Source organism: Streptomyces sp. NPDC091271 (assembly GCF_044757505.1).
GTDB lineage: Bacteria > Actinomycetota > Actinomycetes > Streptomycetales > Streptomycetaceae > Streptomyces.
Genome location: NZ_JBIVVD010000001.1, coordinates 116,384 through 141,622 on the forward strand (window position 1 = coordinate 116,384; position 25,239 = coordinate 141,622).

At 72.0% G+C, this 25,239-nt stretch carries 24 protein-coding genes and 1 tRNA gene; 13 read left to right on the forward strand and 12 right to left on the reverse strand.

Annotated elements, in window-relative coordinates; genetic code table 11:
- Positions 1 to 18 precede the first annotated feature (18 nt).
- Positions 19 to 975, forward strand: coding sequence for a 23S rRNA (guanosine(2251)-2'-O)-methyltransferase RlmB (gene rlmB / locus ACIQM3_RS00635; protein WP_401616906.1), 957 nt, complete (start codon positions 19 to 21; stop codon positions 973 to 975).
- Between the two features lie 205 nt (positions 976 to 1,180).
- A complete protein-coding gene (locus ACIQM3_RS00640) occupies positions 1,181 to 2,815 on the forward strand; it encodes a DoxX family membrane protein (protein ID WP_401616909.1) in 1,635 nt (544 codons plus the stop codon).
- A 74-nt stretch (positions 2,816 to 2,889) separates the two neighbouring features.
- Here the strand turns inward: ACIQM3_RS00640 and ACIQM3_RS00645 are convergent, their stop codons facing one another.
- From ACIQM3_RS00645 to ACIQM3_RS00655, 3 genes are all read right to left on the reverse strand, one after another.
- Complete coding sequence (locus ACIQM3_RS00645) at positions 2,890 to 3,609, reverse strand: NDP-sugar synthase (protein ID WP_401616912.1); 720 nt, start codon at positions 3,607 to 3,609, stop codon at positions 2,890 to 2,892.
- Positions 3,610 to 3,645: 36 nt separating this feature from the next.
- Complete coding sequence (locus ACIQM3_RS00650; protein WP_401616914.1) at positions 3,646 to 4,059, reverse strand: hypothetical protein; 414 nt, start codon at positions 4,057 to 4,059, stop codon at positions 3,646 to 3,648.
- Positions 4,060 to 4,283: 224 nt separating this feature from the next.
- Entirely contained in the window at positions 4,284 to 5,420 is a 1,137-nt protein-coding gene (locus ACIQM3_RS00655) for an ABC transporter ATP-binding protein (RefSeq protein ID WP_401616916.1), read from the reverse strand.
- 176 nt (positions 5,421 to 5,596) lie between these two features.
- Here ACIQM3_RS00655 and ACIQM3_RS00660 point away from each other — a divergent pair.
- Positions 5,597 to 5,671 (forward strand) — tRNA-Thr (locus ACIQM3_RS00660).
- 15 nt (positions 5,672 to 5,686) lie between these two features.
- Here the strand turns inward: ACIQM3_RS00660 and ACIQM3_RS00665 are convergent.
- The gene (locus ACIQM3_RS00665; protein ID WP_401616919.1) at positions 5,687 to 6,316 is read right to left on the reverse strand and encodes a TetR/AcrR family transcriptional regulator; all 630 of its coding nucleotides are present in this window, start codon (positions 6,314 to 6,316) and stop codon (positions 5,687 to 5,689) included.
- 239 nt (positions 6,317 to 6,555) lie between these two features.
- On the opposite strand from ACIQM3_RS00665, the gene ACIQM3_RS00670 reads away from it, so the two are divergent.
- Genes ACIQM3_RS00670 through ACIQM3_RS00685 form a run of 4 tightly spaced genes read left to right on the forward strand, consistent with a single transcriptional unit; the run spans position 6,556 to position 11,408 of the window.
- Positions 6,556 to 7,155, forward strand: a complete 600-nt coding sequence (locus ACIQM3_RS00670) for a (2Fe-2S)-binding protein (RefSeq protein WP_401616921.1) — start codon at positions 6,556 to 6,558, stop codon at positions 7,153 to 7,155.
- Positions 7,152 to 8,144 (forward strand): FAD binding domain-containing protein, encoded by a 993-nt coding sequence (locus ACIQM3_RS00675; protein WP_401616924.1) that lies wholly within the window; start codon positions 7,152 to 7,154, stop codon positions 8,142 to 8,144. Before ACIQM3_RS00670 ends, ACIQM3_RS00675 begins: the two co-directional genes overlap by 4 nt.
- Positions 8,141 to 10,270: a xanthine dehydrogenase family protein molybdopterin-binding subunit gene (locus ACIQM3_RS00680; RefSeq protein WP_401616926.1), complete on the forward strand. Its 2,130-nt coding sequence runs from the start codon at positions 8,141 to 8,143 to the stop codon at positions 10,268 to 10,270. Before ACIQM3_RS00675 ends, ACIQM3_RS00680 begins: the two co-directional genes overlap by 4 nt.
- The gene (locus tag ACIQM3_RS00685) at positions 10,263 to 11,408 is read left to right on the forward strand and encodes an XdhC family protein (protein ID WP_401616928.1); all 1,146 of its coding nucleotides are present in this window, start codon (positions 10,263 to 10,265) and stop codon (positions 11,406 to 11,408) included. Before ACIQM3_RS00680 ends, ACIQM3_RS00685 begins: the two co-directional genes overlap by 8 nt.
- 30 nt (positions 11,409 to 11,438) lie before the next feature.
- On the opposite strand, the gene ACIQM3_RS00690 is transcribed toward ACIQM3_RS00685, so the two are convergent.
- Positions 11,439 to 12,839 carry an NAD(P)/FAD-dependent oxidoreductase gene (locus tag ACIQM3_RS00690; protein ID WP_401616931.1) on the reverse strand — a complete coding sequence of 467 codons (1,401 nt, stop codon included), beginning with the start codon at positions 12,837 to 12,839 and terminating at the stop codon, positions 11,439 to 11,441.
- Positions 12,840 to 12,898: 59 nt separating this feature from the next.
- Here ACIQM3_RS00690 and ACIQM3_RS00695 point away from each other — a divergent pair, with 59 nt between their 5' ends.
- On the forward strand, positions 12,899 to 13,810 hold the full coding sequence (locus ACIQM3_RS00695) for an aminoglycoside phosphotransferase family protein (protein ID WP_401616933.1): 912 nt from the start codon (positions 12,899 to 12,901) through the stop codon (positions 13,808 to 13,810).
- Positions 13,811 to 13,842: 32 nt separating this feature from the next.
- Entirely contained in the window at positions 13,843 to 14,319 is a 477-nt protein-coding gene (locus tag ACIQM3_RS00700) for a GNAT family N-acetyltransferase (protein WP_401616936.1), read from the forward strand.
- Between the two features lie 7 nt (positions 14,320 to 14,326).
- On the opposite strand, the gene ACIQM3_RS00705 is transcribed toward ACIQM3_RS00700, so the two are convergent.
- Positions 14,327 to 15,316: a zinc-binding dehydrogenase gene (locus tag ACIQM3_RS00705; RefSeq protein ID WP_401616939.1), complete on the reverse strand. Its 990-nt coding sequence runs from the start codon at positions 15,314 to 15,316 to the stop codon at positions 14,327 to 14,329.
- 74 nt (positions 15,317 to 15,390) lie between these two features.
- On the reverse strand, positions 15,391 to 16,587 hold the full coding sequence (locus ACIQM3_RS00710) for an NAD(P)-binding protein (protein WP_401616941.1): 1,197 nt from the start codon (positions 16,585 to 16,587) through the stop codon (positions 15,391 to 15,393).
- A gap of 100 nt (positions 16,588 to 16,687) precedes the next feature.
- On the opposite strand from ACIQM3_RS00710, the gene ACIQM3_RS00715 reads away from it, so the two are divergent.
- On the forward strand, positions 16,688 to 17,395 hold the full coding sequence (locus ACIQM3_RS00715) for a pentapeptide repeat-containing protein (protein ID WP_401616944.1): 708 nt from the start codon (positions 16,688 to 16,690) through the stop codon (positions 17,393 to 17,395).
- Positions 17,396 to 17,407: 12 nt separating this feature from the next.
- On the opposite strand, the gene ACIQM3_RS00720 is transcribed toward ACIQM3_RS00715, so the two are convergent.
- The 3 genes from ACIQM3_RS00720 to ACIQM3_RS00730 are packed head-to-tail and all read right to left on the reverse strand — an operon-like array spanning position 17,408 to position 19,937.
- On the reverse strand, positions 17,408 to 17,905 hold the full coding sequence (locus ACIQM3_RS00720) for a hypothetical protein (protein WP_033297163.1): 498 nt from the start codon (positions 17,903 to 17,905) through the stop codon (positions 17,408 to 17,410).
- 53 nt (positions 17,906 to 17,958) lie between these two features.
- Positions 17,959 to 18,603 carry a response regulator gene (locus ACIQM3_RS00725; RefSeq protein WP_401616946.1) on the reverse strand — a complete coding sequence of 215 codons (645 nt, stop codon included), beginning with the start codon at positions 18,601 to 18,603 and terminating at the stop codon, positions 17,959 to 17,961.
- Positions 18,600 to 19,937, reverse strand: coding sequence for a sensor histidine kinase (locus ACIQM3_RS00730; RefSeq protein WP_401616948.1), 1,338 nt, complete (start codon positions 19,935 to 19,937; stop codon positions 18,600 to 18,602). The genes ACIQM3_RS00725 and ACIQM3_RS00730 overlap by 4 nt, the downstream gene beginning before the upstream one ends.
- Before the next feature lie 249 nt (positions 19,938 to 20,186).
- Between ACIQM3_RS00730 and ACIQM3_RS00735 the strand changes: the two genes are divergently transcribed.
- Both ACIQM3_RS00735 and ACIQM3_RS00740 read left to right on the forward strand, forming a co-directional pair.
- A complete protein-coding gene (locus tag ACIQM3_RS00735) occupies positions 20,187 to 20,744 on the forward strand; it encodes a heme-binding protein (RefSeq protein WP_401616951.1) in 558 nt (185 codons plus the stop codon).
- Between the two features lie 48 nt (positions 20,745 to 20,792).
- On the forward strand, positions 20,793 to 22,214 hold the full coding sequence (locus ACIQM3_RS00740) for a M1 family metallopeptidase (protein WP_401616954.1): 1,422 nt from the start codon (positions 20,793 to 20,795) through the stop codon (positions 22,212 to 22,214).
- Between the two features lie 22 nt (positions 22,215 to 22,236).
- Here ACIQM3_RS00740 and ACIQM3_RS00745 read toward each other — a convergent pair whose 3' ends face one another.
- Positions 22,237 to 23,814 carry a M4 family metallopeptidase gene (locus ACIQM3_RS00745; RefSeq protein WP_401616957.1) on the reverse strand — a complete coding sequence of 526 codons (1,578 nt, stop codon included), beginning with the start codon at positions 23,812 to 23,814 and terminating at the stop codon, positions 22,237 to 22,239.
- Between the two features lie 211 nt (positions 23,815 to 24,025).
- On the reverse strand, positions 24,026 to 24,601 hold the full coding sequence (locus tag ACIQM3_RS00750; protein WP_104787851.1) for a TerD family protein: 576 nt from the start codon (positions 24,599 to 24,601) through the stop codon (positions 24,026 to 24,028).
- Between the two features lie 172 nt (positions 24,602 to 24,773).
- Here ACIQM3_RS00750 and arfB point away from each other — a divergent pair, with 172 nt between their 5' ends.
- On the forward strand, positions 24,774 to 25,208 hold the full coding sequence (arfB, locus tag ACIQM3_RS00755) for an alternative ribosome rescue aminoacyl-tRNA hydrolase ArfB (RefSeq protein WP_187355791.1): 435 nt from the start codon (positions 24,774 to 24,776) through the stop codon (positions 25,206 to 25,208).
- The last annotated feature ends 31 nt before the right edge of the window (positions 25,209 to 25,239 follow it).

Consider the following 25,239-nt stretch of genomic DNA (forward strand, 5'->3'; position numbering starts at 1 on the left):
CAACGAAACAGGTAGGTCATGGCCGGGAACAGCCAGCGCAGGAACCGCCGCACGTCCAACAAGAAGGGCATGCAGGTCGGCAGCGGTGGGCAGCGTCGCCGTGGCCTCGAAGGCCGGGGACCGACGCCGCCCGCCGAGGAACGTAAGAAGCACAAGAAGAACCGCATGGCCACCGCCAAGGCCAAGCAGGCCGCCAACCGCCGCCCCGCCCCCCGGCGCGGCGGCGTCAAGGGCACCTCGGAGATGGTCGTCGGCCGCAACCCCGTCTTCGAGGCCCTCCGCGACGGCGTGCCCGCCACCACCCTCTACGTCCAGCAGTACATCGACAACGACGAGCGGGTCCGCGAGGCACTCCAGCTCGCCGGTGAGCGCGGCAACATCCACCTCATGGAGGCCCCGCGCCCCGAGCTCGACCGGATGACGAACGGCCTGAACCACCAGGGCCTCGTCCTCCAGGTCCCGCCCTACGAGTACGCGGACCCGCAGGACCTCACCGCCGCCGCCTACGACAACGGCGAGGACCCCCTCATCGTCGCCCTCGACGGTGTCACCGACCCCCGCAACCTCGGCGCCATCGTCCGCTCCGTCTCCGCCTTCGGCGGCCACGGCGTCGTCGTGCCCGAACGCCGCGCCGCCGGCATGACAGCCGGAGCCTGGAAGTCCTCCGCCGGCACCGCCGCCCGCACGCCCGTCTCCCGGGTCACCAACCTGACCCGCGCCCTCGAGGCGTACAAGAAGGAAGGCATCGCTATCGTCGGCCTCGCCGCCGACGGCGAGCACACCGTCGAGGACCTCGAAGCCCTCGGTGGCCCCGTCGTCATCGTCATCGGCAGCGAGGGCAAGGGCCTCGGCCGCCTCGTCGGCGAGACCTGCGACTACCGCGTCCGCATCTCCATGCCGGGCGGCGCCGAATCCCTCAACGCCGGTGTCGCCGCCGGCATCGTGATGTACGAGGTCGCACGCCGCCGGGCGTGACCCCCGCCGCACGGACCTGGCCCCGCGGCCGACGCGGCACGCGGGGCCCCGCCGGCCGGGCGGTGTACGCCCGCTGAATGACGCACGTCCCCGCCCCCGGGCCGTGCGCGCGTACGCTGCCCCGCGTTCCGCGGAGGACTGTTGACGGGTCTCGGACACTTCGGACGCGTCAAGGCAGTGTCCTAATCACACATCACTCGGTTAGATGAGTGTGGACACCAGAACGCCTCGGTTCGACGACCAACCCGCCCTGAGCATGACGAAGGTGGACAGCGACCCCGCGCAGGTCATCGTCAGCCACGCCAGCTTCCGGGTGCAGCTCGCCCCGGGCCAGCGCACCCGTCTGCGCCCCGTGGGCTCCGCCGGACCGGCCAGGATCCCCGCCATGAGCGGCGCGGGCGGCCGCAGGCGGGCCCCCGTCGTCTGGAGCGGCAGGTCCGAACCGGGCGACCCCGGAGCGACCGGACTCCTGCAGGCCGTACGGAACTCCACCGCCGGCCACCTCGACACCCGCACCGGCGGCGACTACGGCGCGGGACACGACGACGCGGGCGGCGGCACGCAGGTCATCCCGCGCCTCGACGAGACCCAGCCCAACCCCGTGCTCCGGCCCCCCCACCAGCCCGGGGGCCGCACCGGCCCGCTGCTGCCTCCCATGCGGCAGGCCGTCGGCGCGTACGACGCCGTCGCCACCCCGGCCCGCGACGCGCACGACCTCACCTACGACGACGACCCCGACACCGACGGCCAGGGCAGCACCTCAGCCGGGGAACGACGCCACGCCAACGACACCGTCCGGCACGCCTACTACCCAGGCCGCCGGATGAACCTCGGCGTCGTGCTCCTCCCGCTGCGCGTCATCCTCGGCTTCCTCGCCATCTACGCCGGCATGGGCAAGCTCTGCGACCCCGCCTACTTCGACGGCGGCGACCGCGGCTCCATGGTCAAGTGGCTGACCTCGCTGCACCCCTGGACCGCCGCCGAACCCCTGCGCGACTTCGCGCTCGGCCACCCCGTCGCCGCCGGCCTCTCCGTCGCCTTCCTCCAGGTGGTCGTCGGAGTCCTCACCGTCCTCGGGCTCTGGCAGCGCGTCGCAGCGGCCTTCGGAGCCCTGCTCTCCGCCGCCATCCTGGTGACGGTCAGCTGGCGCACCGCCGCCGCCTACGACACCCCCGACATCATCCTGCTGGCCGCCTGGAGCCCGCTCGTCATCGCCGGCGCCCCCGTCTACTCCCTCGACGGACGCCTCGCCGGGGAGGCCTGGCGCACCCTCGGCCCGCGCTCCGGCATCTGGGACCTCCGCCGCCGCGTACTGCGCCGCGGCAGCGCGGTCGCCACCGTCGTCGTCGGCCTGACCCTGCTGGTCGGCTCCATGCTCGGCGGCGCCGTCCGCTCCACCGAGGTCGTCACCGTGCCGGGCCCCGACAGCTACCCGACCAACCAGCTGCCCGGCTCCCCGCTCCCCGAGAAGTCCAAGGACAGGAAGGGCAAGCCTTCCAGGACCCCGGACAACCGCACCCCCGAGACCTCCCCCTCCAGCGCCCCCGGCACCCCGTCGGCCGAGGAGTCCACCCCGGGCTCCGGCTCCGGGCGTGACTCCGGCCCGACGGCCGGTGCGAGCACCGGCCGTCCCAGCCAGACCCAGGGCACCGGCCAGGCGCCCCCGCAGGAGCCGGCCCCGCAGGAGCCCCCCTCCGGCGACGCGGGCCCCAGCTCCTCGGGTTCCGACGGCTCGGGCGGCGCCACCGGCGGTTCGGACGACGGCGGCTCCACCGGTGGATCCGACGGCGGCTCGTCCGGCGGCGCCGGACAGAACCCCATCGGCGGACTGCTCGGCTGACACAGGCACCACACACCACGAGGACGGTCACCGGAGCCCGGTGACCGTCCTCGCCCACGTACGGGGGCGGCGGGTCAGCCGCCCGCGTGGGCGCCCAGCTCCTTCGCCGCCTCCGTGAGGTCCTTCGCGGTGTCGATCGCCCGCCAGTACGCCCCGTGCGGCAGCGGGAACCCGGCCAGCCGGCGCTCACGGGCCAGCCGGGGGAAGGTCGTCCGCTCGTGGTCGCCGCGGTCCGGCAGCATCGCGGTGAACGCCGGCGCGAAGACGTACACCCCCGCGTTGATCAGATACGGCGACGGCGGCGACTCGATGAAGTCGGTGATGTGCCCGAACGCGTCGGTCTCCACGGCCCCCCACGGGATCCGGGGACGGGCGAGCGCGAGCGTCGCGGTGGCGTCCCGCTCGGCGTGGAACGCGGCCATCTCCCGCAGCGAGAAGCGGGTCCAGATGTCGCCGTTCGTCGCGTACCAGGGCTCCGACGGATCGGGCAGCCGCGCCGCGGCATGCTTGAGACCGCCGCCCCGGCCCAAGGGCTCGGTCTCGACGACGGTCGTGACACGCAACGGAAGATCGGCCGAGTCCAGCCACTCCCGCAGCACATCGGCAAGATGGCCGCACGAGATCACGGCGTCCGTGACACCCTCGGCGGCCAGCCAGGAAAGCTGATGGCCGATGATCGGGGTCCCGGTCCCCGGGATCTCGACCATCGGCTTGGGGCGGTCATCGGTGTACGGGCGCAGCCGCGAGCCCTGACCACCCGCCAGGATCACGGCCTGCGTCGGATACGTATGCATGCCAGGCACGATATGCCGTGCCCGGACGCACCCGGCTCAGCTGAACTGCGCGACCCCCGAGGCGAACGAGGTGTCGCAGACCGGACGCGAGAAGCGGTGGGCGCGGGTCGGACCGTACTGGTCCACAGCGGCCTTGCCCAGCGCCCTGGCGATCGACATGCAGTGCTTGGCCAGGGAGGGCCGCCCCTCGACGGTGCGCTGGAGGCTCGTCAACGCGACACCCGGGTCCTTCTCACGGAGCTCCAGCAGGAGCTTGTCCCGCAGGACGTCCTGAGGAGCCCGGGCCTTCGCCCGCTTGGACACGGTCTCCGAGGCGGCGGTCAGCAGCTGGGTCTCGGTGTCCTGCCCCGACCACTGCACACGGGTGACCGCGAGGGTCCCGGACAGAACCATGACGACGGGCAGTACGAGAGCTAGGGTTCGGCCGATACGGCGCGCGGTGTGGGTCACGCAGGCGAGCGTAGCGGGCAGTGATGACTTGGCGACATTTCGTCACCCTTGCGAGGGATGGTTCGAGAGGTCTTTTCGAATCACGTGTTGACGCCCTGGGGTGAATTGACCGGTGTGCCAGGGTATTTGGGGCTCGCCCGGCCCGAAACCCGATCCCGCCCGCGACACGCGAACGGCCCCGCGTCCTCGGAGGGAGCGGGGCCGTAGCGGCTGGATCGTGAGGATCAGTCGGTCAGACGCTCACCGGTCGAGGTGGCGAAGACGTGCAGCTCCTCCGGGCGCGGCACGACGTGCAGCTCGGTGCCCTTCTCCGGAACGGCACGGCCGCCGACGCGGACGACCAGGTCCTTGTGCTCGCCACCGACCTGCGCGGCACCGTAGACGAAACCGTCGGCGCCGAGCTCCTCGACGACGTTGACGGAGACGGCCAGACCGGCCGGGGCGTCGGAGGAGGCCTTGGAGAGGCCGGTCGCGGCGGCGCCGCCGTGCTCGACGATGTCGAAGTGCTCGGGGCGGATGCCGACCGTGACGGTGGTGTCACCGCGGTTCGCGGCGGCGGTGAGCGCCTCACGCGAGACCGGGACGACGCTGTTGCCGAACTTCACGCCGCCGTCGGTGATCGGGACCTCGACGAGGTTCATCGCCGGGGAGCCGATGAAGCCGGCCACGAAGAGGTTCGCCGGGCGGTCGTACATGTTGCGCGGCGAGTCGACCTGCTGGAGCAGACCGTCCTTGAGGACCGCGACGCGGTCGCCCATGGTGAGGGCCTCGACCTGGTCGTGGGTGACGTACACGGTGGTGATGCCGAGGCGGCGCTGCAGCGACGCGATCTGCGTACGCGTCGAGACACGGAGCTTGGCGTCGAGGTTCGACAGCGGCTCGTCCATGAGGAAGACCTGCGGCTCACGCACGATGGCACGGCCCATCGCCACACGCTGACGCTGACCACCGGAGAGCGCCTTCGGCTTGCGGTCCAGGTAGTCGACGAGGTCCAGCATCTTGGCGGCCTCTTCGACCTTCGCCCGGATCTCCGTCTTGTTGATCCCGGCGATCTTCAGCGCGAAGCCCATGTTGTCCGCGACGGACATGTGCGGGTAGAGCGCGTAGTTCTGGAACACCATGGCGATGTCCCGGTCCTTCGGGGGCAGGTGCGTGACGTCGCGGTCACCGATGCGGATCGCACCGCCGTTGACGTCCTCGAGACCCGCGAGCATGCGCAGGGAGGTCGACTTGCCACAACCGGAAGGACCGACGAGGACGAGGAACTCGCCGTCCTCGATGTCGATCTCGAGCTGGTCCACGGCCGGCTTCGTGGAGCCGGGGTAGACGCGGGACGCCTTGTCGAACGTGACACTGGCCATGACGATGCTTCTCCTCAACCGGCAGGAACGTGCCGGACGATCCGAGTAGGGAGTGGTGTGGTCCACTGGAGTGAACCTGAGGTGACGCTACCTGGCGTTTTCGAATCTGTCAGTAGTCCGAGGTCTCGAATATCGAGCAGGTTCCGGTGCCGGCGTTGGTTACACTGCTCCCGCACGCCTCCTTAGCTCAGTCCGGCCAGAGCAACGCACTTGTAATGCGTAGGTCGTCGGTTCGAATCCGACAGGGGGCTCAGCGAAAGCCCAGGTCAGGCATCCTCTGACCTGGGCTTTTCGGTTGTCCCCCCGCTCCCCGGCCCCGCCCCGCCCGGCGCCCCCGCCCTCAGCCCGTCCATGACCAGGTCCAGGAGGCGGGCGGCGCGGGGCTGCCAGTCGTCGTGGGGGTCGAGCTGCCAGAGGCCGGCGATGGCGAGGATGAAGTCGTCCGCCGTCACTCCGGGGCGAATGGTCCCGGCCTCCTCGTTGGCGCGGAGGAGCGTCTCGGTCGCTGTCGTCAGTGGGGTGTGGCCCGGCTTCGCCGGGCCGTCCGGGGTGCTGGTGGCCTGGCGGATCGCGTCCGCCAGGCCTGCCTTGGTCATGGCGAAGCGGGCGAGGTGGTCCATCCACTCGCGCAGGGCCCGGTCGGGCTCGTGGGTCCTGATCAGTTCGGTCGCGGCGTCGGCGACCTGCTGCATCTCGTGGCGGTAGATCTCGAGGACGAGGGACTCGCGCTTGGGGAAGTTGCGGTAGAAGGTGCCCTGTCCGACGCCCGCCTTCCTGGCGATCACGCTGAGCGGGACGTCCGCGCAGCGCGTCAGTTCCGTCAGGGCCACTTCCAGGATGCGCTCGCGATTCCGCTGCGCATCCGAGCGCAGAGGTGCGTCCTTCTTCTGCTGCACTCGTCCTCCTCGCGGGTTCGTGGCCGAATCCCACCCTTGCTAAGTGGACAACTGTCCACTACGTTTTCCAGTGAACGGACAGTTGTCCACTTAGGTACACCTTAGCGGTGGGTGGCCTTGAGCGACAGCCGATGGTCGGCACCGGCCTCCCCTTCCCGTACGTCTTTACGTCTTCCGTCTCCCCCTGCCTGCCGGACCGCCCTCGCGATGTGGTCCGGGAACGCGAAAGAAGGCTGATCATGGCCCCAGCACCCTCGTCGACGTACAGCGCCGTCACTCTGAACATCAACGGCGAGAAGCACACGCTGACCGTCGACCACCGCACCACCCTGCTCGACGCCCTGCGTGAGCGTCTCGATCTGACCGGTACGAAGAAGGGCTGCGACCAGGGGCAGTGCGGTGCGTGCACCGTCCTGCTCGACAAACGCCGGGCCGTCGCCTGTCTGCAGCTGGCGGTGGCGGCCGAGGGCCGGGAGATCACCACGATCGAGGGCATCGCCGAGGGCGAGGAACTGCACCCCGTGCAGCAGGCGTTCCTCGACCTGGACGGCTTCCAGTGCGGTTACTGCACGCCTGGCCAGATCTGTTCGGCCGTCGCGGTGATCGAGGAACACGCCGCCGGCTGGCCGAGCGCCGTCACCGGTGACCTGAGTCCCGACGCGGGGCCGCCGCCGCTGACCGCCGATGAGGTACGGGAGCGGATGAGCGGCAACCTGTGCCGCTGCGGTGCGTACGTGTCGATCGTGCAGGCGGTCGAACGCGCGGCCGGGATCCACGCGGAGGCCGTCCGGGCCGATGAGAGTACGCAGGACGGGAAGCGCGAGGGGGCTGCGGCATGAAGGAGTTCGGATATGAACGCGCGGTCGACGTCTCCGGCGCCCTGGCGCTGCTCGACGCCGACCCGGACGCCCGGTTCCTCGGCGGTGGCACCAATCTGGTCGACCTGATGAAGACCGGTGTCGAGCGGCCCGGCAGGCTCGTCGACGTACGCGAACTCCCGCTGGACCGGATCGAGGTGACCGAGGGCGGCGGGCTGCGCATCGGTGCGACCGTCACCAACAGCGACCTCGCGGCCCACCCCGACGTGCGCCGGAGCTACCCGGCGCTGACGCAGGCGGTGCTGGCCGGTGCCTCCGGGCAGCTGCGCAACATGGCCACCGTCGGCGGCAACCTGCTGCAGCGGACCCGCTGCGGCTACTTCGCCGACGTGACCAAGCCGTGCAACAAGCGCGTCCCCGGCAGTGGCTGTCCCGCGATCGGGGGTGAGCACCACAACCACGCGATCCTGGGCGCCTCCGGCCACTGTGTGGCCACCAGCCCCTCCGATCTGGGTGTGGCGCTGACGGCCTTCGACGCCGTCGTCGAGTACGAGACGGCCGACGGGCCGGGCCGGCTGCCGCTCGCCGAGTTCTACCTGCCGGTGGGGGACACCCCGCACCGGGAGACCGCCCTTCCGGCGGGAGCGCTGATCACCGGCGTGACCCTGCCGCCGGCCCCGGTGGCTGTCCACTCCCGTTACCGCAAGGTGCGCGAGCGGGCTTCGTACGCCTTCGCGATCGGCTCGATCGCCGCCGCGCTCGACGTACGTGACGGTGTCGTGCAGGAGGTGCGGCTGGCCTTCGGGGCGGTCGCCTCCCGCCCGTGGCGGGCGAGCACGGCCGAACAGGCCCTGACCGGCGGGCCGGCCTCCGCCGCGGCCTTCGCCGCCGCGGCCGATGCCGAACTGGCGGCCGCCCGGCCGCTGCCGGACAACGCGTACAAGGTGACACTGATGCGCAACCTCGTCGTCGCCGTGCTCAGCGAACTCACCGAGGAGGCCGCCCGATGACCACCACCACGACCGGGACCAGGGCGGCCAAGGCCGTCGGCACCGCGCACACCCGCGTGGAGGGCCGCGACAAGGTCACCGGAGCGGCCCGCTACGCGGGCGAGATCCCCTTCGCGGGGCTCGCGCACGGATGGCTGGTGCTGTCGACGATCACCCGTGGCCGCATCCGCTCGGTGGAGACGGACGCGGTGCTGGGGATGCCGGGCGTCCTCATGGTCCTGCACCACGGAAACGCCCCGCGGGTCGACACGGACTACACCGGCATGCTCGGTATGCCGCCGGACCCGACCGTCGCCGTCTTCCAGCACGACCGGGTGCCGCACGCGGGCTGGCCGGTCGCGCTCGTCGTGGCCGAGACCTCCGAGCAGGCCCGGGAAGCCGCCGAGGCGCTGGTGGTGCGGTACGAGGAGGAGCCGCACGACGTCTCCTTCGCCGGCGAGCACCCGGACGCGTACGCGGTGGCCGGCCCCAGCGGCGCCGGGGTGGAGGAGAAGGGGGACTTGGAGGCCGAGCTGGCTGCGTCCGCCGTCGTCCTGGACGCCGAGTACTCCACGCCGGAGGAGCACCACAACTCGATGGAGCCGCATGCGGCGACCGCCCTGTGGGACGGTGGCCGGCTGGAGGTCGTGGACTCCAACCAGGGCACCGTGTGGGTGGCGGGTGAGCTCGCGAATCTCTTCTCGCTCGATCCGGCCTCGGTGCGTGTGCGGTCCGAGCACGTCGGTGGCGGCTTCGGGAGCAAGGGTGTCCGTGCGCATCAGGTGGCCGCGGTGATGGCGGCCACCGCCCTGTCTCGCCCGGTCCGGGTGGTCATGACGCGGCGTCAGATGTTCTCGCTCGCGGGCTACCGGAGCCCCACGGCGCAGCGGGTGCGGCTCGGTGCCGATGCCGAGGGGCGGCTGCGCGCGCTGGAGCACCGCTGTGTGAGTCTCACCTCGACGGTGTACGAGTTCGTCGAGTCGGGGGGCGGGCCGGCCCGGGTGATGTACGACGCCCGCGCCCACCACACCGCCAACCGGGTCGTGCGGCTCGATGTGCCGAGTCCGACGTTCATGCGCGCTCCTGGTGAGGCGCCTGGGTCGTTCGCGCTGGAGTCGGCGTTCGACGAGCTCGCCGAGAAGTGCGGGATCGACCCGGTCGAGCTGCGTCTGCGCAACGAGCCCGAGGTGGGTCCGGTCTCCGGACTGCCGTTCGCGACGCGCAACCTGCCCGCCTGTTTCCGGGAAGGTGCCCGCAGGTTCGGCTGGGCCGACCGGGACCCGCGTCCGGGTCTGCGCCGGGACGGGCGCTGGCTGCTCGGTACGGGGACGGCGGCGGCGTCCTTCGGTGCGGGGGCGATGCCGTCCACGGCGGCTGTGACCGCGGAGGCCGACGGCACCTTCACCGTGCGGATCAATGCGGCGGACATCGGCACGGGGGCGCGGACGGCGCTCACTCTGGTCGCGGCCGATGCCCTGGAGGTGCCGACCGGCCAGGTGCGGGTGCGGATCGGCGACAGTGATTTCGGCCCTGCGATGATCGCCGGCGGCTCGATGGGCACCCGGTCGTGGGCGTGGGCGGTCACTGCCGCGGCCGAGGAACTGCGGGAGCGGCTCGCGCTGAGCGGTGTCGTTCCGCCGGAGGGCATCACGGTGCGGTCGGACACGACCGAGGCGATCGGGGCTCTCGCGCAGAAGGAGCGGCACTCGTTCGGGGCGCAGTTCGCCGAGGTGGCCGTGGACGTGACGACGGGGGAGGTGCGCGTACGCCGCATGCTCGGCATCTTCGCCGCGGGGCGGATCGTCAACCCGCTGACGGCTCGTGGTCAGTTCGTCGGCGGGATGACCTGGGGCATCTCCATGGCTCTGCACGAGGAGGCGCTGAGGGACGGGAACACCGGTGCCCTCTACGGTGCCGATCTCGCGGGCTATCACGTCTCCACGAACGCTGATGTGCCGGTGATCGAGGCGGACTGGGTGGACGACTTCGACCCGGATGACCCGGTGGGGATCAAGGGCATCGGTGAGATCGGGATCGTGGGGGCGGCGGCGGCGATCGCCAACGCCGTCTGGCACGCGACGGGTGTGCGCCATCGTTCCCTGCCGATCAGGCCCGACCGTGTTCTCACGGCAGGCCCGCATGCTTGACATCGCCGGTGAGCTGGCGCGTTGGGCCGAGGAGGGTAGGGAGTTCGCCGTCGCGACCGTCGTGGCCGTCGGTGGCAGCGCGCCGCGTGGTCCGGGTGCTGCCCTCGCCGTCGACAGTGAGGGTACGGCTGTCGGTTCGGTCTCCGGCGGGTGTGTGGAGGGGGCGGTGTACGACCTGTGTGTCCAGGCGTTGGAGGACGGCGGGACCGTTGTCGAACGGTTCGGCTACAGCGATGAGGACGCCTTCGCGGTCGGGCTGACCTGTGGCGGGGTCATCGATGTCATGGTCACCCCGTTCGGCGCGGGGTCGCCTGCCCGGGAGGTGGTCCGGTCGGCGCTGTCGGCCGCAGCCTCGGGTGAGCCGACGGCTTTGGTCCGGGTCGTCCGTGGTCCGGCCGAACTCCTGGGCATGGCGCTGTCGGTGCGCTCGGACGGGTCGTACGAGGGGTCGTACGGGAGTGGCTTCTCGGAGCTGGACCGGACGGCGGCGGCCGAGGCGCGGGCGATGCTGGACGCGGGGCGCACCGGCACCCGTGACCTGGCGGAGGACGGGACGCGGTGCCCGGGTGGTCTCACGCTCCTCGTGGAGTCGAATGTGCCGCCGCCTCGGATGATCGTGTTCGGTGCGATCGATTTCGCCTCGGCGCTCGTGCGCGCGGGCAAGTTCCTCGGGTATCACGTCACGGTGTGCGATGCCCGTCCTGTCTTCGCCACCCGGGCCCGCTTCCCCGAGGCGGACGATCTGGTCGTGGACTGGCCGCACCGGTATCTGCGGCGCACCGCGACCGACCGGCGGACGGTTCTGTGCGTGCTCACGCACGATGCCAAGTTCGACGTGCCTCTGCTGGAGCAGGCCTTGCGGCTGCCGGTCGCGTTCGTCGGGGCGATGGGGTCGCGCCGGACCCATGCGGACCGTGACCGGAAGCTGCGGGAGGCCGGTCTGGAGGAGAGCGAGCTGGGGCGGCTCAGGTCGCCGATCGGCCTCGACCTCGGGGCCCGTACGCCGGAGGAGACGGCTCTGTCCATCGCGGCGGAGATCGTCGCGGCGCGGCGGGGCGGGACGGGTGTTCCTCTCACGGGTTCGGCGACGCCGATCCACCACGACGGGAGGCGGCCGGCCCGGGCGGACGCCGCCTGAGGGCCGGGAGCGGACCGTGTCGCGGGTCGGTCAGTGCCGGCCCGCGATGCGGTCCGCCGCCTTGGCGAGGCGGTCGGTGCCGAGGTGCGGTGAGGCGGCTTCGCGGCGGTCGGCGGCGCGGTAGGCGGCGTAGAGGCTGTGGACGCCGAGCCAGCGGAAGGGTTCGGGTTCCCAGCGGCGGACCTTGTGGTTGACCCAGGGCAGGGCCGTGAGGTCGGTGGGGCCGGCCTGGCCGGAGTCCTGCTGGATCAGGTCGCGCAGGGTGCGGGCCGCGAGGTTGGCGGTGGCGACGCCGGAGCCGACGTAGCCGCCGGCCCAGCCGAGGCCGGTGGAGCGGTCGAGGGTGACGGTGGCGCACCAGTCGCGGGGGACGCCGAGCACGCCGGACCAGGCGTGGTCGATGCGGGTGCCCGCGGTGGTGGGGAAGAAGCGGACGAGCAGGTCGCGGAGGGCCTCGATGGTGGCGGGCTGGGTGCGTCCGTCGTGGTCGGTGGCCGAGCCGTAGCGGTAGGGGACGCCCCGGCCGCCGAGGGCGATGCGGTCGTCGGCGGTGCGCTGGGCGTACATGTAGGCGTGGGCCATGTCGCCGAGGGTCTCGCGGCCGTCCCAGCCGATGGTGTCCCAGAGGGCCGCGGGCAGGGGCTCGGTGACGATCATGGAGGAGTTCATGGGGAGCCAGGTGCGCTTCTGGCCCTTGAGGGCTGAGGTGAAGCCTTCGGTGCAGCGCAGCACGTAGGGGGCGCGGACCGTGCCGTAGGGGGTGACGGCGTGCTTGGGCTTGATCTCGGTGACGTGTGTCGACTCGTGGATGGTGACGCCGAGGGCTTCGACGGTGTCGGCGAGGCCCTTGACCAGTTTGGCGGGGTGCAGGCGTGCGCCGTGCGGGGTCCAGCTGGAGCCGACGGCTCCGGATACGCGGATGCGTTCGGCGGTCTCGCGGGCTCCGCGCAGGACGCGGTAGGTCTCGCCGAAGGCGATCTCGACGGAGTGGAAGTCCTTGAGGCGGGCGAGCTGGGAGGGGGTGTGGGCGACTTCGAGGACGCCGCCGTGGTGGATGTCGGCGTCGATGTTCTCCTCGCCGGCGATCCGGATGACCTCGCCGACGGTGTCGTTCATGGCCTGCTGGAGGCGGACAGCGGCGTCGTGGCCGTGCAGTCCGGCGTAGCGGTCGCGGCCGGCGATGCCGTTGTAGAGCCAGCCGCCGTTGCGGCCGGAGGCGCCGTATCCGCAGAACTTGGCTTCCAGGACGGTGATGTTGAGGAAGGGGACGGCCTTCTTGAGGTAGTACGCCGTCCAGAGACCGGTGTAGCCGCCGCCGACGATGCAGACGTCGGCGCTGGTGTCGCCGGGCAGGGGTTCGCGGGGGGCGGGGGTGCCCTCGTCCGCGTACCAGAACGAAATGCCGCCGTTGACCGTACTGACGGTGCTCATGTGTCCCCTGCTTGTCCGTGTGCAGACCGGTCGCTGGAGGGTACCTCTAGGCTCGTGGTGTGATCGACGTTCCGGATGACCTGGCCGTGAAACTGGGTGAGCACCACGGGGCGGAGGGGCGGGAGTTCGCCGCCGCGTTGCCCGCGCTGGCCGGGAGGTTCCTGGACGGGTGGGGGCTGCGGCTCGACGGGGCCTCGATGTGCGGGATGTGCGCGCTGGTGCTTCCGGTGGTGCGGGAGGCGGACGGCCGCGGGGCGGCGCTGAAGCTTCAGATGGTGGACGCGGAGACGGTGGGGGAGCCGGTCGCGCTACGGGTGTGGGGTGCGGCGGGCGCGGGGGCGGTGGGCCTGCTGGAGTACGACGCGGCGACGGGGACGATGCTGCTGGAACGGCTGGACGAGCGGCGCCCGTTGACCGACGTGCCGGATGCGCGGGTGGCGGTGCGGGTCCTCGCGGAGTCGTTGGCCCGGCTGGCGCGTGTGCCGGCTCCGCCGGGGATGCGGCGGCTGGGGGACCTGGCGGCGCTGATGCTGGCGGAGACGCCCGGGGCGGTCGGGGTGCTGGACGACGCGGGCGAGCGGCGGCTGTTGCTGGACTGCGCGGCCGCGGTGGGGGAGGTGGCGGGGGAGCCGGGGGACCGCCTGCTGCACTGGGACCTGCATTACGCCAACATCCTGGCCGGGCGCGCGGAGGAGGGCCGGGCGGGGGAGTGGGTGGCCCTGGACCCGAAGCCGCTGGCCGGGGATCCGGCGTTCGACCTCTTTCCGGCGCTGGACCAGAGGTGGGACGCGTCGGAGGTGCTCTGGCGGTTCGATCTGCTGTGCGGGGTGCTGGAGCTGGACCGGGAGCGGGCGACGGCGTGGACGCTGGGGCGGGTGCTGCAGAACGCGCTGTGGGGGATCCGGCGGGGAAGGCCGCGGCTCTACGCGGACCATGCGGAGATCGCCCGGCAGTTGCTGGGGCGGGACTGAGGCGCGAGGTCCCGGCTGTCTAGGCTGCCCCCATGATTCGCGTAGCCACTCCTGAAGACGTTCCCGCCATCCACGCCATGGTCCGTGAGCTCGCCGAGTACGAGAAGGCGCTCGACGAGGCGAACGCCACCGAGGAGCAGCTGCGCGAGGCGCTGTTCGGAGAGCGGCCCGCCGCGTACGCGCATGTCGCGGTGGCGGACGACGATGGCGCGGTGGTCGGGTTCGCGCTGTGGTTCCTCAACTTCTCGACGTGGCGAGGGGTGCACGGGGTGTATCTGGAGGATCTGTACGTGCGCCCCGAGCGGCGTGGCGGCGGTTACGGGAAGGCGCTGCTGACGGAGCTGGCGCGGATCTGTGTGGAGCGCGGTTACGGGCGCCTGGAGTGGTCGGTGCTGAACTGGAACACCCCGTCCATCGCGTTCTACGAGTCGCTGGGTGCGCGTCCCCAGGACGAGTGGACGGTGTACCGGCTTCACGGCGGGGCGCTGGCGGAGCTAGGAGCGGCCTGAGGGCCTTTTACGGTACGAGGACGACTTTGCCCACCGTGCCGCGGGTTTCGAGTGCGCGGTGGGCCTCGGCCGCTTCGGCGAGCGGGAAGCGCTGGACTGCGGGGCGGAGGCGGCCCGCGGCGGCTTCGGCGAGGGAACGGGTCTCCAGGGCCCTCATGCCGCCGCCCTTCTCGATCATGGCGGGGCCGAGGACGCTTCGGGACGTGATGCCGCGCTCGGCGAGTTCCTTCTCGCCGAGGGCCGGCGTCTGCCCGCCGGAGGCGCCGTAGACGAGGTGCTCGCCGCCGGGGCCGAGCAGGCCGACGGCGGCGCGGGCGGTGATCCCGCCGACCGAGTCGAAGAGGACGGTGGCGGGGCGGCCGAGGGTTTCGAGGTGGGAGCGGACGCGGCGCGGCCAGTCGGGGAGGGTGTAGTCGACGGCGAGGTCGGCCCCGTTCTCCGTGACGCGGGCGGTCTTGGCGGGTCCGCCCGCCAGTCCGACGACGGTGGCTCCGGCGTTCTTGGCGTACTGGACGAGGAGCGTGCCGATGCCGCCGGCCGCGGCGGTGACGAGGACGACGGAGCCGGGGCCGAGGTCGGTGAACCGCACGATGCCCAGGGTGGTGCGGCCGGTGCCGATCATGGCGACGGCCTCGGCCGCGTCGAGACCGGCGGGGAGCGGGTGGAGCTTCTCCGCGTCGACGACGGTCAGTTCGGCGTAGCCGCCGGGGGCCGCGCCGATGTGGGCGACGACGTCGCGGCCGAGCCAGGCGGGGTCGGTGCCCTCTCCGAGGGATTCGACGGTGCCCGCGATCTCGCGGCCGGGGATGGTCGGCAGGTCGGCGGCGCTGATCGGGTAGGGGCCGGGTCTGCCTTCGCGCAGGTGGGTGTCCACGAGGTGCACGCCGGCCGCGGCCACGGCGACGCGGACCTGGCCGGGGGCGGGGACGGGGTCCTCGGTCCGTTCGTGGACGAGGTTCTCCGCGGGGCCGAAGGCGTGGAGGCGGATGGCGTACATGGTGGGCTCCCCGGGTGGCGGCGTAGTGGTGGTGACTGGTGCTCTCCACCCTCCGACCTCAGGTGCGCTTGAGGTCAAGGAGCTTCTGCCGTGCGGGGGGTCCCCTGTGCCGTCCTGCCGAGGAGTTTCAGTGCCAGGACCGCCGCTTCGATGCCGCTGTTGAAGGCGACTTCGCTGAGGAGTCCCGGGGCGGCCACCTGGTCGCCCGCGAGCAGGATCCCGTCGCCGCGGTCGACGGCGGGCCGGTCGCGCCAGGTGGTGCCGGGTTTGTCGACGGCGCCGGTGCGGCCGGCCGCGAGTGCTTCGCGGCGCCAGGTGGTGCGGTCGCGCCATCCGGGGAAGCCGAGGTCGAGCAGGTCCTCGGCGCGGCGGACGGCGTCGGCGCGCGGGGTGCCCGGTGCGAGGGGGATCTGTGCCTGGATGAGCTGTTCGCCGGCGGGGGCGAGGGTCGGGTCCTGGGCGGTGAACCGTTCGATCCAGCCGGGGGCGTCGAGGTCGGAGACGATGAACGGGTCGCCGCGCCGGGTCCGCAGGGCCAGGTCGAGCAGGGTGGTGCGGCCGCTGTCCCAGGTCAGGGAGGGGTCTTCCAGCAGGGTGCGGGCGGAGTCCAGATGGGTGGCGACGATCACCGGTCCGCCGTCGCGGAGGCCGGCCAGGTCGCGGGGGCCGATGCGCTCGGCGGTCTCGATGCGCACGCCGAGCTCCCAGGCCAGGGAGGCCATCCGGTCGACGAGCTGCGCCCAGCCGCCGACGGGGTAGTGGGCCTCGGGCGGCAGAGCGGTCGCGCGGCGCAGGCGTGGCTGGACGAAGGCGGCGGAGAGCGAACCGGGGTCGTGGTGGAAGAGGGCGACGCCCATGTAGTGCGCTGCCGCGCGGGCGCCGTCCTCGCCCACCTGGCCGGTGGCCCAGCTGAGGAAGTCGGTGTCGACGGGCGCCGTGCGGGCGCTGCGGCGGGCGAGGCGCAGCATGGCGAGGGGCGGGGTCCTGCGCAGGGCGCCGTCGCGGCGGAAGAGGAAGCGGGTCCCTTCGAGGGGCGGTACCGAGGCCATCGGGCCGAGGAGCTTCCGCTGTGCGAGCCAGGTCCAATGCGGTCCACGGCGGTACAGGGCGTGCGGGCCCTCGTTGGTGAGGTAGGGGCCGTCGGAGGTCCTGGCCCGTCCGCCGAGGGTGTGGTGGGCCTCGTGGAGGGTGACCTGGGCCCGGGACTCGGCGGCGGTGATGGCGGCGGTCAGTCCGGCGAGGCCACCGCCGACGATGTGGATGCGCTGCATGGCTGGGTCTCCTTGCTGTGGGGCGCTTCTGCATGGAGGACGGTTCGGCCTTCTCGTTCTGTGACACCGGGCCGGGGCGATGTCAGTGGTGTGCGTCACGATGGGGGGCATGGCACGTACAGGCAACAGGAGCAGCAGGAGCGCGGGCGCGAGGGACGGGGTGGCCGAGGCGCGGCGGCCGGAGGTCCGGCTGCCGCCCCTCGTGGAGTACGGCGGGGAGGGCCTGGAGCCCGACGGGGACTACGACGGGGTGCGGTTCGGGGAGACGGACCTGGCCGACGCGTCGGGTCCGGGGGCGCGCTTCATGGACTGCGAGCTGCGCGGCTGCGCCCTGGACCGTACGGAGCTGGTGCGGGCCAGGTTCATCGACTCGGTGCTGACGGGGGTGCGGGGTGTGGGCACCGATCTCGCGGGGGCGTCGCTGCGGGACGTGGAGGTCCTGGACGCGCGGCTGGGCGGGGTGCAGCTGCACGGTGCGGTGCTGGAGAGGGTGCTGGTGCGGGGCGGGAAGATCGATTACCTGAATCTCCGCAAGGCGCGGCTGAAGGACGTCGTGTTCGAGGGGTGTGTGCTCTCGGAGCCGGATTTCGGGGAGGCGCAGCTGGTCCGGGTGGAGTTCCGGGACTGTGTGCTGAAGCGTGCCGACTTCAGTTCGGTGCGGATGGAGTCCGTCGATCTGCGGACGGTCGCGGAGCTCGACATCGCGCGGGGTGTGGAGCGGCTGGCGGGGGCGGTGATCAGCCCGTCCCAGCTGATGGAGCTGGCTCCGGCGTTCGCGGCGCAGATCGGGGTGCGGGTGGAGGCGTAGCCACGGGCCCGCTCAGAGGCGGGGGAAGCGGGCCTGGAGGTCCCAGACGACGGGGTTGTCGGCGAGGCCTTCGTGCATGTCGGCCAGGTCGGCGATCAGGTCGTGGAGGAAGTCGCGGGCCTCGCGGCGCAGCAGCGAGTGGCTGAAGGTGAGCGGGGGTTCGTCGCCGGGCATCCAGTCGGCCTCGACGTCCACCCAGCCGAAGCGGCGCTCGAAGAGCATGCGGTCGGACGATTCGGTGAAGTCGAGTTCGGCGTACTGCTGGCGGTGCGAGCGGTTGCCCCGCGGGTCGCGGTCGATCTGCTCGACGATGTCGCAGAGTGCCCAGGCGAAGTCGAGCACCGGGACCCATCCCCAGGCTGTGGACACCTCGCGGTCGGCCTTGGTGTCGGCGAGGTAGACGTCTCCGGAGAACAGGTCGTGCCGCAGGGCGTGGACGTCCGCGCGGCGGTAGTCGGTCTGCGGGGGGTCCGGGAAGCGCCGGGAGAGGGAGTAGCCGATGTCGAGCACGGTTCGATGGTGTCATGCCGCGCGAGCGCCCCGTGCCGCTCTCCGGAGAGGGCTCAAGAGAGCAGCCGTTGTTCGTTGGCGACGGCGACGGCTCCCGCCCGGGTGTCCACGCCGAGCTTCTCGTAGATCCGGCCCAGGTGGGTCTTGACGGTGGCCTCGCTGATGAAGAGGGCCCGCGCGATGTCACGGTTGCCGAGGCCCTGGGAGAGCTGGCCCAGGATGTCGAGTTCACGTTCGGTGAGCGTGGGCCGGGGGCTGCGCATCCGGGCCATGACCCGGCTGGCGACCGGCGGGGAGAGCGTCGTGCGGCCCTGCGCGGCGGCGCGGATCGCTGCGAAGAGCTCCTCCGGGCGTTCGGCCTTCAGCAGGTAACCGGTGGCCCCCGCCTCGATGGCGCGGGTGATGTCGGCGTCGGTGTCGTACGTGGTGAGGACGAGCACGTTGGCGGTGCCGGCTCCGGCTCCGGAGGTGATGCGGCGGGTGGCTTCGACGCCGTCGATCCCGGGGCCCAGCTGGAGGTCCATGAGCACGACGTCGGGGCCGAGCCGGGCGGCGAGGGCGACGGCCTCCTCGCCGCTGCCGGCCTCGCCCACGACCTCGATCTCGGGTTCGCCGCCGAGGAGGGCGAGCAGCCCGGCCCGTACGACGGCGTGGTCGTCGCAGAGCAGGATCCGTACGGGCCTTACGGGCGGGGTCATGCGGGTTCCTCCGGGGGCGTCGGGGCGGTCTGGGGCAGGGGTACGGCGGCGGACAGGACCGTGCCCTCGCCGGGCGCCGATTCGATGGTCAGGGTGCCGCCGAGCTGCTGGACCCGGGCTCGCATCGCCGGCAGCCCGTGGCCGCGTACGCCTTCGGGCGGGCGGGGCGCCGTCCGGCCGGGAGCGAAGCCCCGGCCGTTGTCGGCGACGTCGAGGGCGACCCGGTCACCGAGGTGGGTGAGGGTCAGTGCGGCGACGGTGGCCTCGGCGTGCTCGGTGATGTTCGCGAGGGCGCCCTGCGCGATCCGCAGCAGCGCTGACTGCACCCGGTCGGGCAGCGCGGCGGCCGGCACGCCCTCCACGTGGCAGCGGACGGTGAGGTGGCCTCCGGCCTGGGCGGTCTCCCGGACGGCGAGCGCGTGCAGGGCTGCCTCCAGTCCGCCGCCCTCCGCGAGGTCGGCGGGGGCGAGGTCGTGCACGAAGCGGCGTGCCTCGGCGAGGTTGCGCTCGGCGATGCCGGTCGCCGTCAGGACGTGGCGGCGGGCGGCGGCCGGGTCGGTGTCCCAGGAGCGGTCGGCGGCCTGGAGCAGCATCTGCTGGCTGGAGAGGCCCTGGGCCAGGGTGTCGTGGATCTCCATGGAAAGCCGCTGGCGTTCGGCGAGGGTGCCTTCCCGGCGTTCGGTGGCGGCCAGTTCCCGGCGGGTGCGCAGCAGGTCGTCGATGAGTTCGCGCTGACGTGCGGCCAGGTCCCGCTGGCGTACGGCCTGGCGCCGCATGTGGACGAAGACGGCGGTGGCGACGGCGGCGACCGCGGGCGGGGCCAGGACGAGATTCGGGTCGAAGCCCGTGGCGAGCCGCAGCTGTGCGGCGACGACGAAGACGGTGAGCAGGGCGACGAGTGCCAGGGCGGCACGCGGCGGCAGGATCCGCAGGCCCGTGTAGAAGAGCGGGACGGCGCACCACGCGAAGCTCGGCGCGAGGACGACCAGGACCATCCACACCACGACGAGGACGCCGAGCCAGGTCAGCCGTCGGGGGGTGGGGCGGGAGCCGAGCACCGGGCCGACGAGGTACAGCACGGCGAGCACGGTCGACAGGGCGATGATCCAGGGGGTACGGGTCTCGCCGGGGTGGCGCATCAGGAAGCGCGCGAGCGAGGCGCCGAGCAGCAGGAAGAACGCGGCGTGCATGAGGAGGGCCATCCACCGGGCGTCCGGATCACCCGCCGCGTCCGGTCGGCTTGTCGAGCCTGCCGCGTCCGGCCGGTTGGTCGAGCCCGCCGCGTCCGGCGCTGCCGTCCGCTCCGTGTCCGGGCCGGTTCCGTTCCGCCGCACCTCGTACCCCGCCCTCCCTCGACCGTGACCTGTGCCGCCCCAGCAACCGCGCTGCTGACCTGCGCGGACACCCCATGGTCACCCCGCGGGGCCACCTCCGCATCAACCGATCGGCTGACGGGGCGGTCAGCCGACCCGGGTGCGGCTTCCAGCCGGTACGCCGACCGTGCGGGCCCGGATCCGGCCGGAGGATCGAAGCAGGAAGCCGGACGGTTCGAGACAGAGCCGAGAACACCCGAGGAGACCACCATGAAGAAGATGTCGCTGCGCACCCGAGTCCTGACCGGTGCCGTCGCCGCAGCAGCCCTGGGCGCCGGAACCTTCGGCGCGATGTCCGCGAACGCGTCCACCCCGGCCGCCGCGCCCGCCGCCGCCGTGAAGGCCGACGCCTCCGACCGGAATCTCCAGCAGTCCACGCACCTGACCGTCGCCGCCGCCACCAAGGCCGCGCAGGCCGCGCTGGACGCCGCGAAGAAGGAGAACCAGCGGATCTCGGTGGCGGTCGTCGACCGTAACGGCAACACCCTCGTCACCCTGCGCGGCGACGGCGCGGGCCCGCAGTCCCCCGAGTCGGCCGTGGAGAAGGCGTACACCGCCGTCTCCTGGAACGCGCCCACCTCGGAGCTGGTCAAGCGTCTGGAGCAGGCCCCGAATCTGAAGGACATCCCCGGCACCCTGTTCCTGGCGGGCGGCTCACCCGTGCAGGCCAAGGGCGCTCCGGTGGCGGGCATCGGCGTCGCGGGGGCCCCGAGCGGCGACCTGGACGAGAAGTTCGCCGCGGCGGGCGTCGCCGCCGTCTCCAAGTAGCGGGGCGGCCGCCGCCGAGGAGCGGCGCACGTCTTTAGGATCGGCGGCGTGGAACAGCCGACAGCAGCAGGGCGCCCCCGCACCGCGCGCGGCGGCGCCCTGCTGCTGTCTGTGCTCACCCTGGTCACGGGCTGCACGGCGGGCCTCGGCGGGAGCGGGTGGACCCCGGGTGCGGCCGGGGTGCGTGACCCGTACTTCCCCCGGCTCGGCAACGGCGGTTACGACGTCACGCACTACGGGCTGTCCCTCGACGTCGACTCCACGGCGGGCCGGCTGAGCGGCACGGCCGTGATCACTGCCCGGGCCACCCAGGACCTCAGCGCGTTCAACCTGGATCTGACCGGGCTGAAGGTCGCCTCGGCGACCGTGGAGGGCCGCCCCGCCGCCGTGAACCGGGCGGGCTCGGAGCTGACGCTGCGTCCGGACCGCGGGGTCGCGGGCCGCCTCCGTGAGGGGTCCACCTTCCGCACCGTCGTGCGCTATGCCGGCTCACCCCGCACGGTGACCGATCCGGACGGCTCCGAGGAGGGCTGGCTGAGGACCGCGCACGGGGCGGTGGCGCTGGGGGAGCCGACCGGCTCCATGGCCTGGTTCCCCGGGAACCACCACCCGGGCGACAAGGCCTCGTACGACGTGAGGATCACCGTCCCGGAAGGGCGGACCGCCGTCTCCAACGGCGAGCTGACGTCCCGTCGTACGGCACGGGGGCGCACGACGTTCCACTGGCGTGTCCGCGAACCCATGGCGAGCTACCTCGCGACCGTCGCGGTGGGCCGCTGGACGGTGCGGGAGTCGGCCACCGGGAACGGCCTGCCGGTGGTCACCGCCGTCGACCCGGACGTGTCCGGAGCGAGCGCCCCGGTGCTCGCCCGGATTCCGGAGGTCATCGCGTGGGGGGAGAAGCGGTTCGGGCCGTATCCCTTCTCCTCGGCCGGGGCGGTCGTGGGCCGCCGTGGGGACGCGGGGTACGCGCTGGAGACCCAGAACCGGCCGTTCTTCCCCGGCCCGCCGGACACCGGGCTGCTCGTCCACGAGCTGGCCCACCAGTGGTTCGGCAATTCGGTCACGCCCGCGAGCTGGCGGGACATGTGGCTCAACGAGGGCTTCGCGACGTACGCCGAATGGCTCTGGAGCGAGGACCACGACGGCGTTCCCGTGGCGGAGAGTTTCGGGAAGGCGTACGCCGACGAGGCGAACTGGGCCTTTCCGGCCGCCCGCCCGCCGGGCGCCGCCGATCTGTCGCGGCCCCCGGTGTACGGCCGTGGTGCGATGGTCGTCCACAGGATCCGGCAGGAGATGGACGACGACGAGGCCTTCTTCGGCCTGGTCAGGGGATGGCTGACGGCCCACCGGCACGGCAACGCCTCGACGGCCGACTTCACCGCGTACGCCGGGGAGAAGTCCGGCCTGGATCTGACGGAGGTGTGGGACACCTGGCTCAACGGCGGGAGCCGGCCCGCCAGAGGCTGACCGGCTCCCGGTGGTGCTCCGGTTACTTGACGTTGACGCCGGTCCAGGCTGCCTGGACGGCCTTCAGTTCGGCGCTGTCGGCACCGAACAGGTCGGTGGCGGCCTTCTCGGTCGCTTCGCGGGCTCCGGCGTAGTCGGTGCTCGACGTCATGTAGACGGAAAGCGCCTTGTACCAGATCTGGTAGGCCTTCTGGCGGCCGATGCCCGTGACCGTGGAGCCGTCGGCGGTCGGGGAGTCGTAGTCGACGCCGTCGATGGTCTTGGCGCCGCTGCCTTCGGCCAGCAGGTAGAAGAAGTGGTTGGCGACACCGGAGGAGTAGTGCACGTCGAGATCGCCGACGCCGGAGTCCCAGAAGTCCGCCGAGCCGCCGTCCTTGCTCGGCTTGTCCATGTAGCGCAGGGGCGTCCCGTCGCCGTTGATGTCGATCTTCTCGCCGATGAGGTAGTCACCGGGGTCGGTGGCGTTGTCGGCGAAGAACTCCACGGAGGTGCCGAATATGTCGCTGGTCGCCTCGTTGAGGCCGCCGGACTCGCCCGCGTAGTCGAGGTTGGCGGTGGCCGAGGTCAGGCCGTGGCTCATCTCGTGGCCGGCGACGTCGATCGCGGTGAGCGCGCTCTTGTCGTCGGCCCCGTCGCCGTAGGTCATGCAGAAGCAGCTGTCGTCCCAGAAAGCGTTGACGTAGCCGGTGCTGAAGTGGACGCGGGAGTACGCGGCGCGGCCGTCGCCGGCTATGCCGTCGCGGCCGAGCTCGGACTTGTAGAAGTCCCAGGTCGTGGCGGCGCCGTAGTGGGCGTCGACCGCCGCGGTCTGGCGGTCGTTCCCGGTGCCGTCGCCCCAGGTGTCGTCGGCGTCGGTGACGAGGTCGCCGGTGCCGGTCTGGCCCTGGTTGAGGTCGTACGTCTTGTGTCCGCCTCGGTCGCCGTCTGTCAGCTCGAAGCCCGAACCGCCCTGGGTGGTCGAGAGCGTGACCTTCCCGCTGTACTGGCTGTTCCCGGTGCCCGTCTCGACGGCCTCGTAGCTGTGGAGGCGCTTGCCGGTCGTGGCGTCGGTGATGATGTGGAGCCGGCTGGGGGTGCCGTCCTTCTGGACACCGTTCCTGACGGTCTCGAAGGCGAGGGTGGGCTTGCCACTGCCCGCCCAGACGACCGTGCGCGCGTCGGCCGCGGCCTTCAGCTTCGGCTGGGTCGAGGGCACGGCGATGCGGGCCTCGGTGGCCTTGTCGACGCCCTTGGAGGTGCCGTCGGAGGCGGTGTGGGTGACGAGGTCACCGCCGAGGACCGGCAGCCCGGCGTAGGTGCGCTCGTAACGGGTGTGGACGGTGCCGTGGGCGTCTTTGATCACGTCACGGGCGATCAGTTTCTCCTGGCTGCCCAGCCCGAGGGTCTCGGCGGCCGACGAGGCGTCGGCCTGGGCGGCCCGCAGGGCGGTGGCACGGTGGCCGGCCGTGTTCACGCCGAGGGCGGTGGCGCCGGCGGAAGAGGCGGTGTCATCCGCGGTGCGGGAACCGGCCGTTGCCGTACCCGTCTGGACGCCGACGACGACCATCGCGGCAACTGCGGCCAGGGCGGCGGCGCGACGGGTGTTCATGTGGGGGGTCATGCCTTCTCCGTTGCTCGTTCCTGTGGGGGTTACGAGCGGAGAGCGTGCCACCGAATGAACAGTTTTGACGGGGCGCCGACAATTACCTCACATGTTTTTGACCATTTCTTGTCCGACTGGGGTGCGTTCGTGTCCGCTATATGAAGCGAACGCACGGGAGCCCCCGGCCGACCTGAGTCGGGCGAGGGCTCCCGTGGGGAAGTCGTCTACGTCAGAGGTTGACGCCGAAGTCCTGGGCGATGCCGCGGAGGCCCGAGGCGTAACCCTGGCCGACGGCGCGGAACTTCCACTCGGCGCCGTTGCGGTAGAGCTCGCCGAAGACCATGGCGGTCTCGGTGGCGGCGTCCTCGCTCAGGTCGTAGCGGGCGATCTCGGTGCCGCCGGCCTGGTTGATGATGCGGATGAAGGCGTTCCGCACCTGGCCGAAGTTCTGGCTGCGGGCCTCGGCGTCGTAGATGGAGACCGGGAAGACGATCTTGTCGATGTCCGCCGGGAGGCCCGCGAGGTTGACGTTGATCTGCTCGTCGTCGCCCTCGCCCTGACCCGTGACGTTGTCACCGGTGTGGACGATGGTCTGGTCCGGCGTCGCCTTGTTGTTGAAGAAGACGAAGTGGCCGTCGGAGAAGACCTTGCCGGCGGTGTTGACCGCGATCGCCGAGGCGTCGAGGTCGAAGTCGGTGCCGGTGGTGGTGCGGACGTCCCAGCCGAGGCCGACCGTGACGGCGGTCAGGCCCGGGGCCTCCTTGGTGAGCGAGACGTTGCCGCCCTTGGACAGGCTTACAGCCATGGGAAGTCCCTTTCCTCGTCATGTGCGGGCTTCGTGCCATCACGAAAGCTACCGTCACCCGTCCTAACGCAGACAAGAGACCACGAGGTTCCTGTTCCCTTTACTTTCTTTGCCGAACTTCTGGCCGAACGCTCGCAAAACAAGGTGACGAACCGGTCGTACGCCAGGGAACATGGGTGTCATGTCCGGGCCCTATGTCATCCGCGGTTCGGTCTCCCTGCCGGAGGCCGAACTCATGTGGCGTTTCTCGCGGTCCTCCGGGCCCGGCGGGCAGCACGTCAACACGAGCGACTCCCAGGTGGAGCTCCGCTTCGACCTCGCGGCGACCGAGGCCCTGCCCGAGGTGTGGAAGGCCCGGGCCCTCGAACGGCTGGCGAGCCGGCTGGTCGGCGGTGTCGTGTCCGTACGCTCCTCGGAGCACCGCTCCCAGTGGCGCAACCGTGAGACGGCGGCCGTGCGGCTCGCGGCGCTCCTGGCGGAGGCCACGGCCCCGCCGCCCAAGCCACGCCTCAAGAAGAAGATTCCGCGCGGCATCAACGAGCGCAGGCTGCGCGAGAAGAAGCAGCGGGGCGACACGAAGCGCGGGCGCTCCGGCCGCGACTGGTGACGGCCCCCGCGGGGGTCCGCGGGCGGGCCGG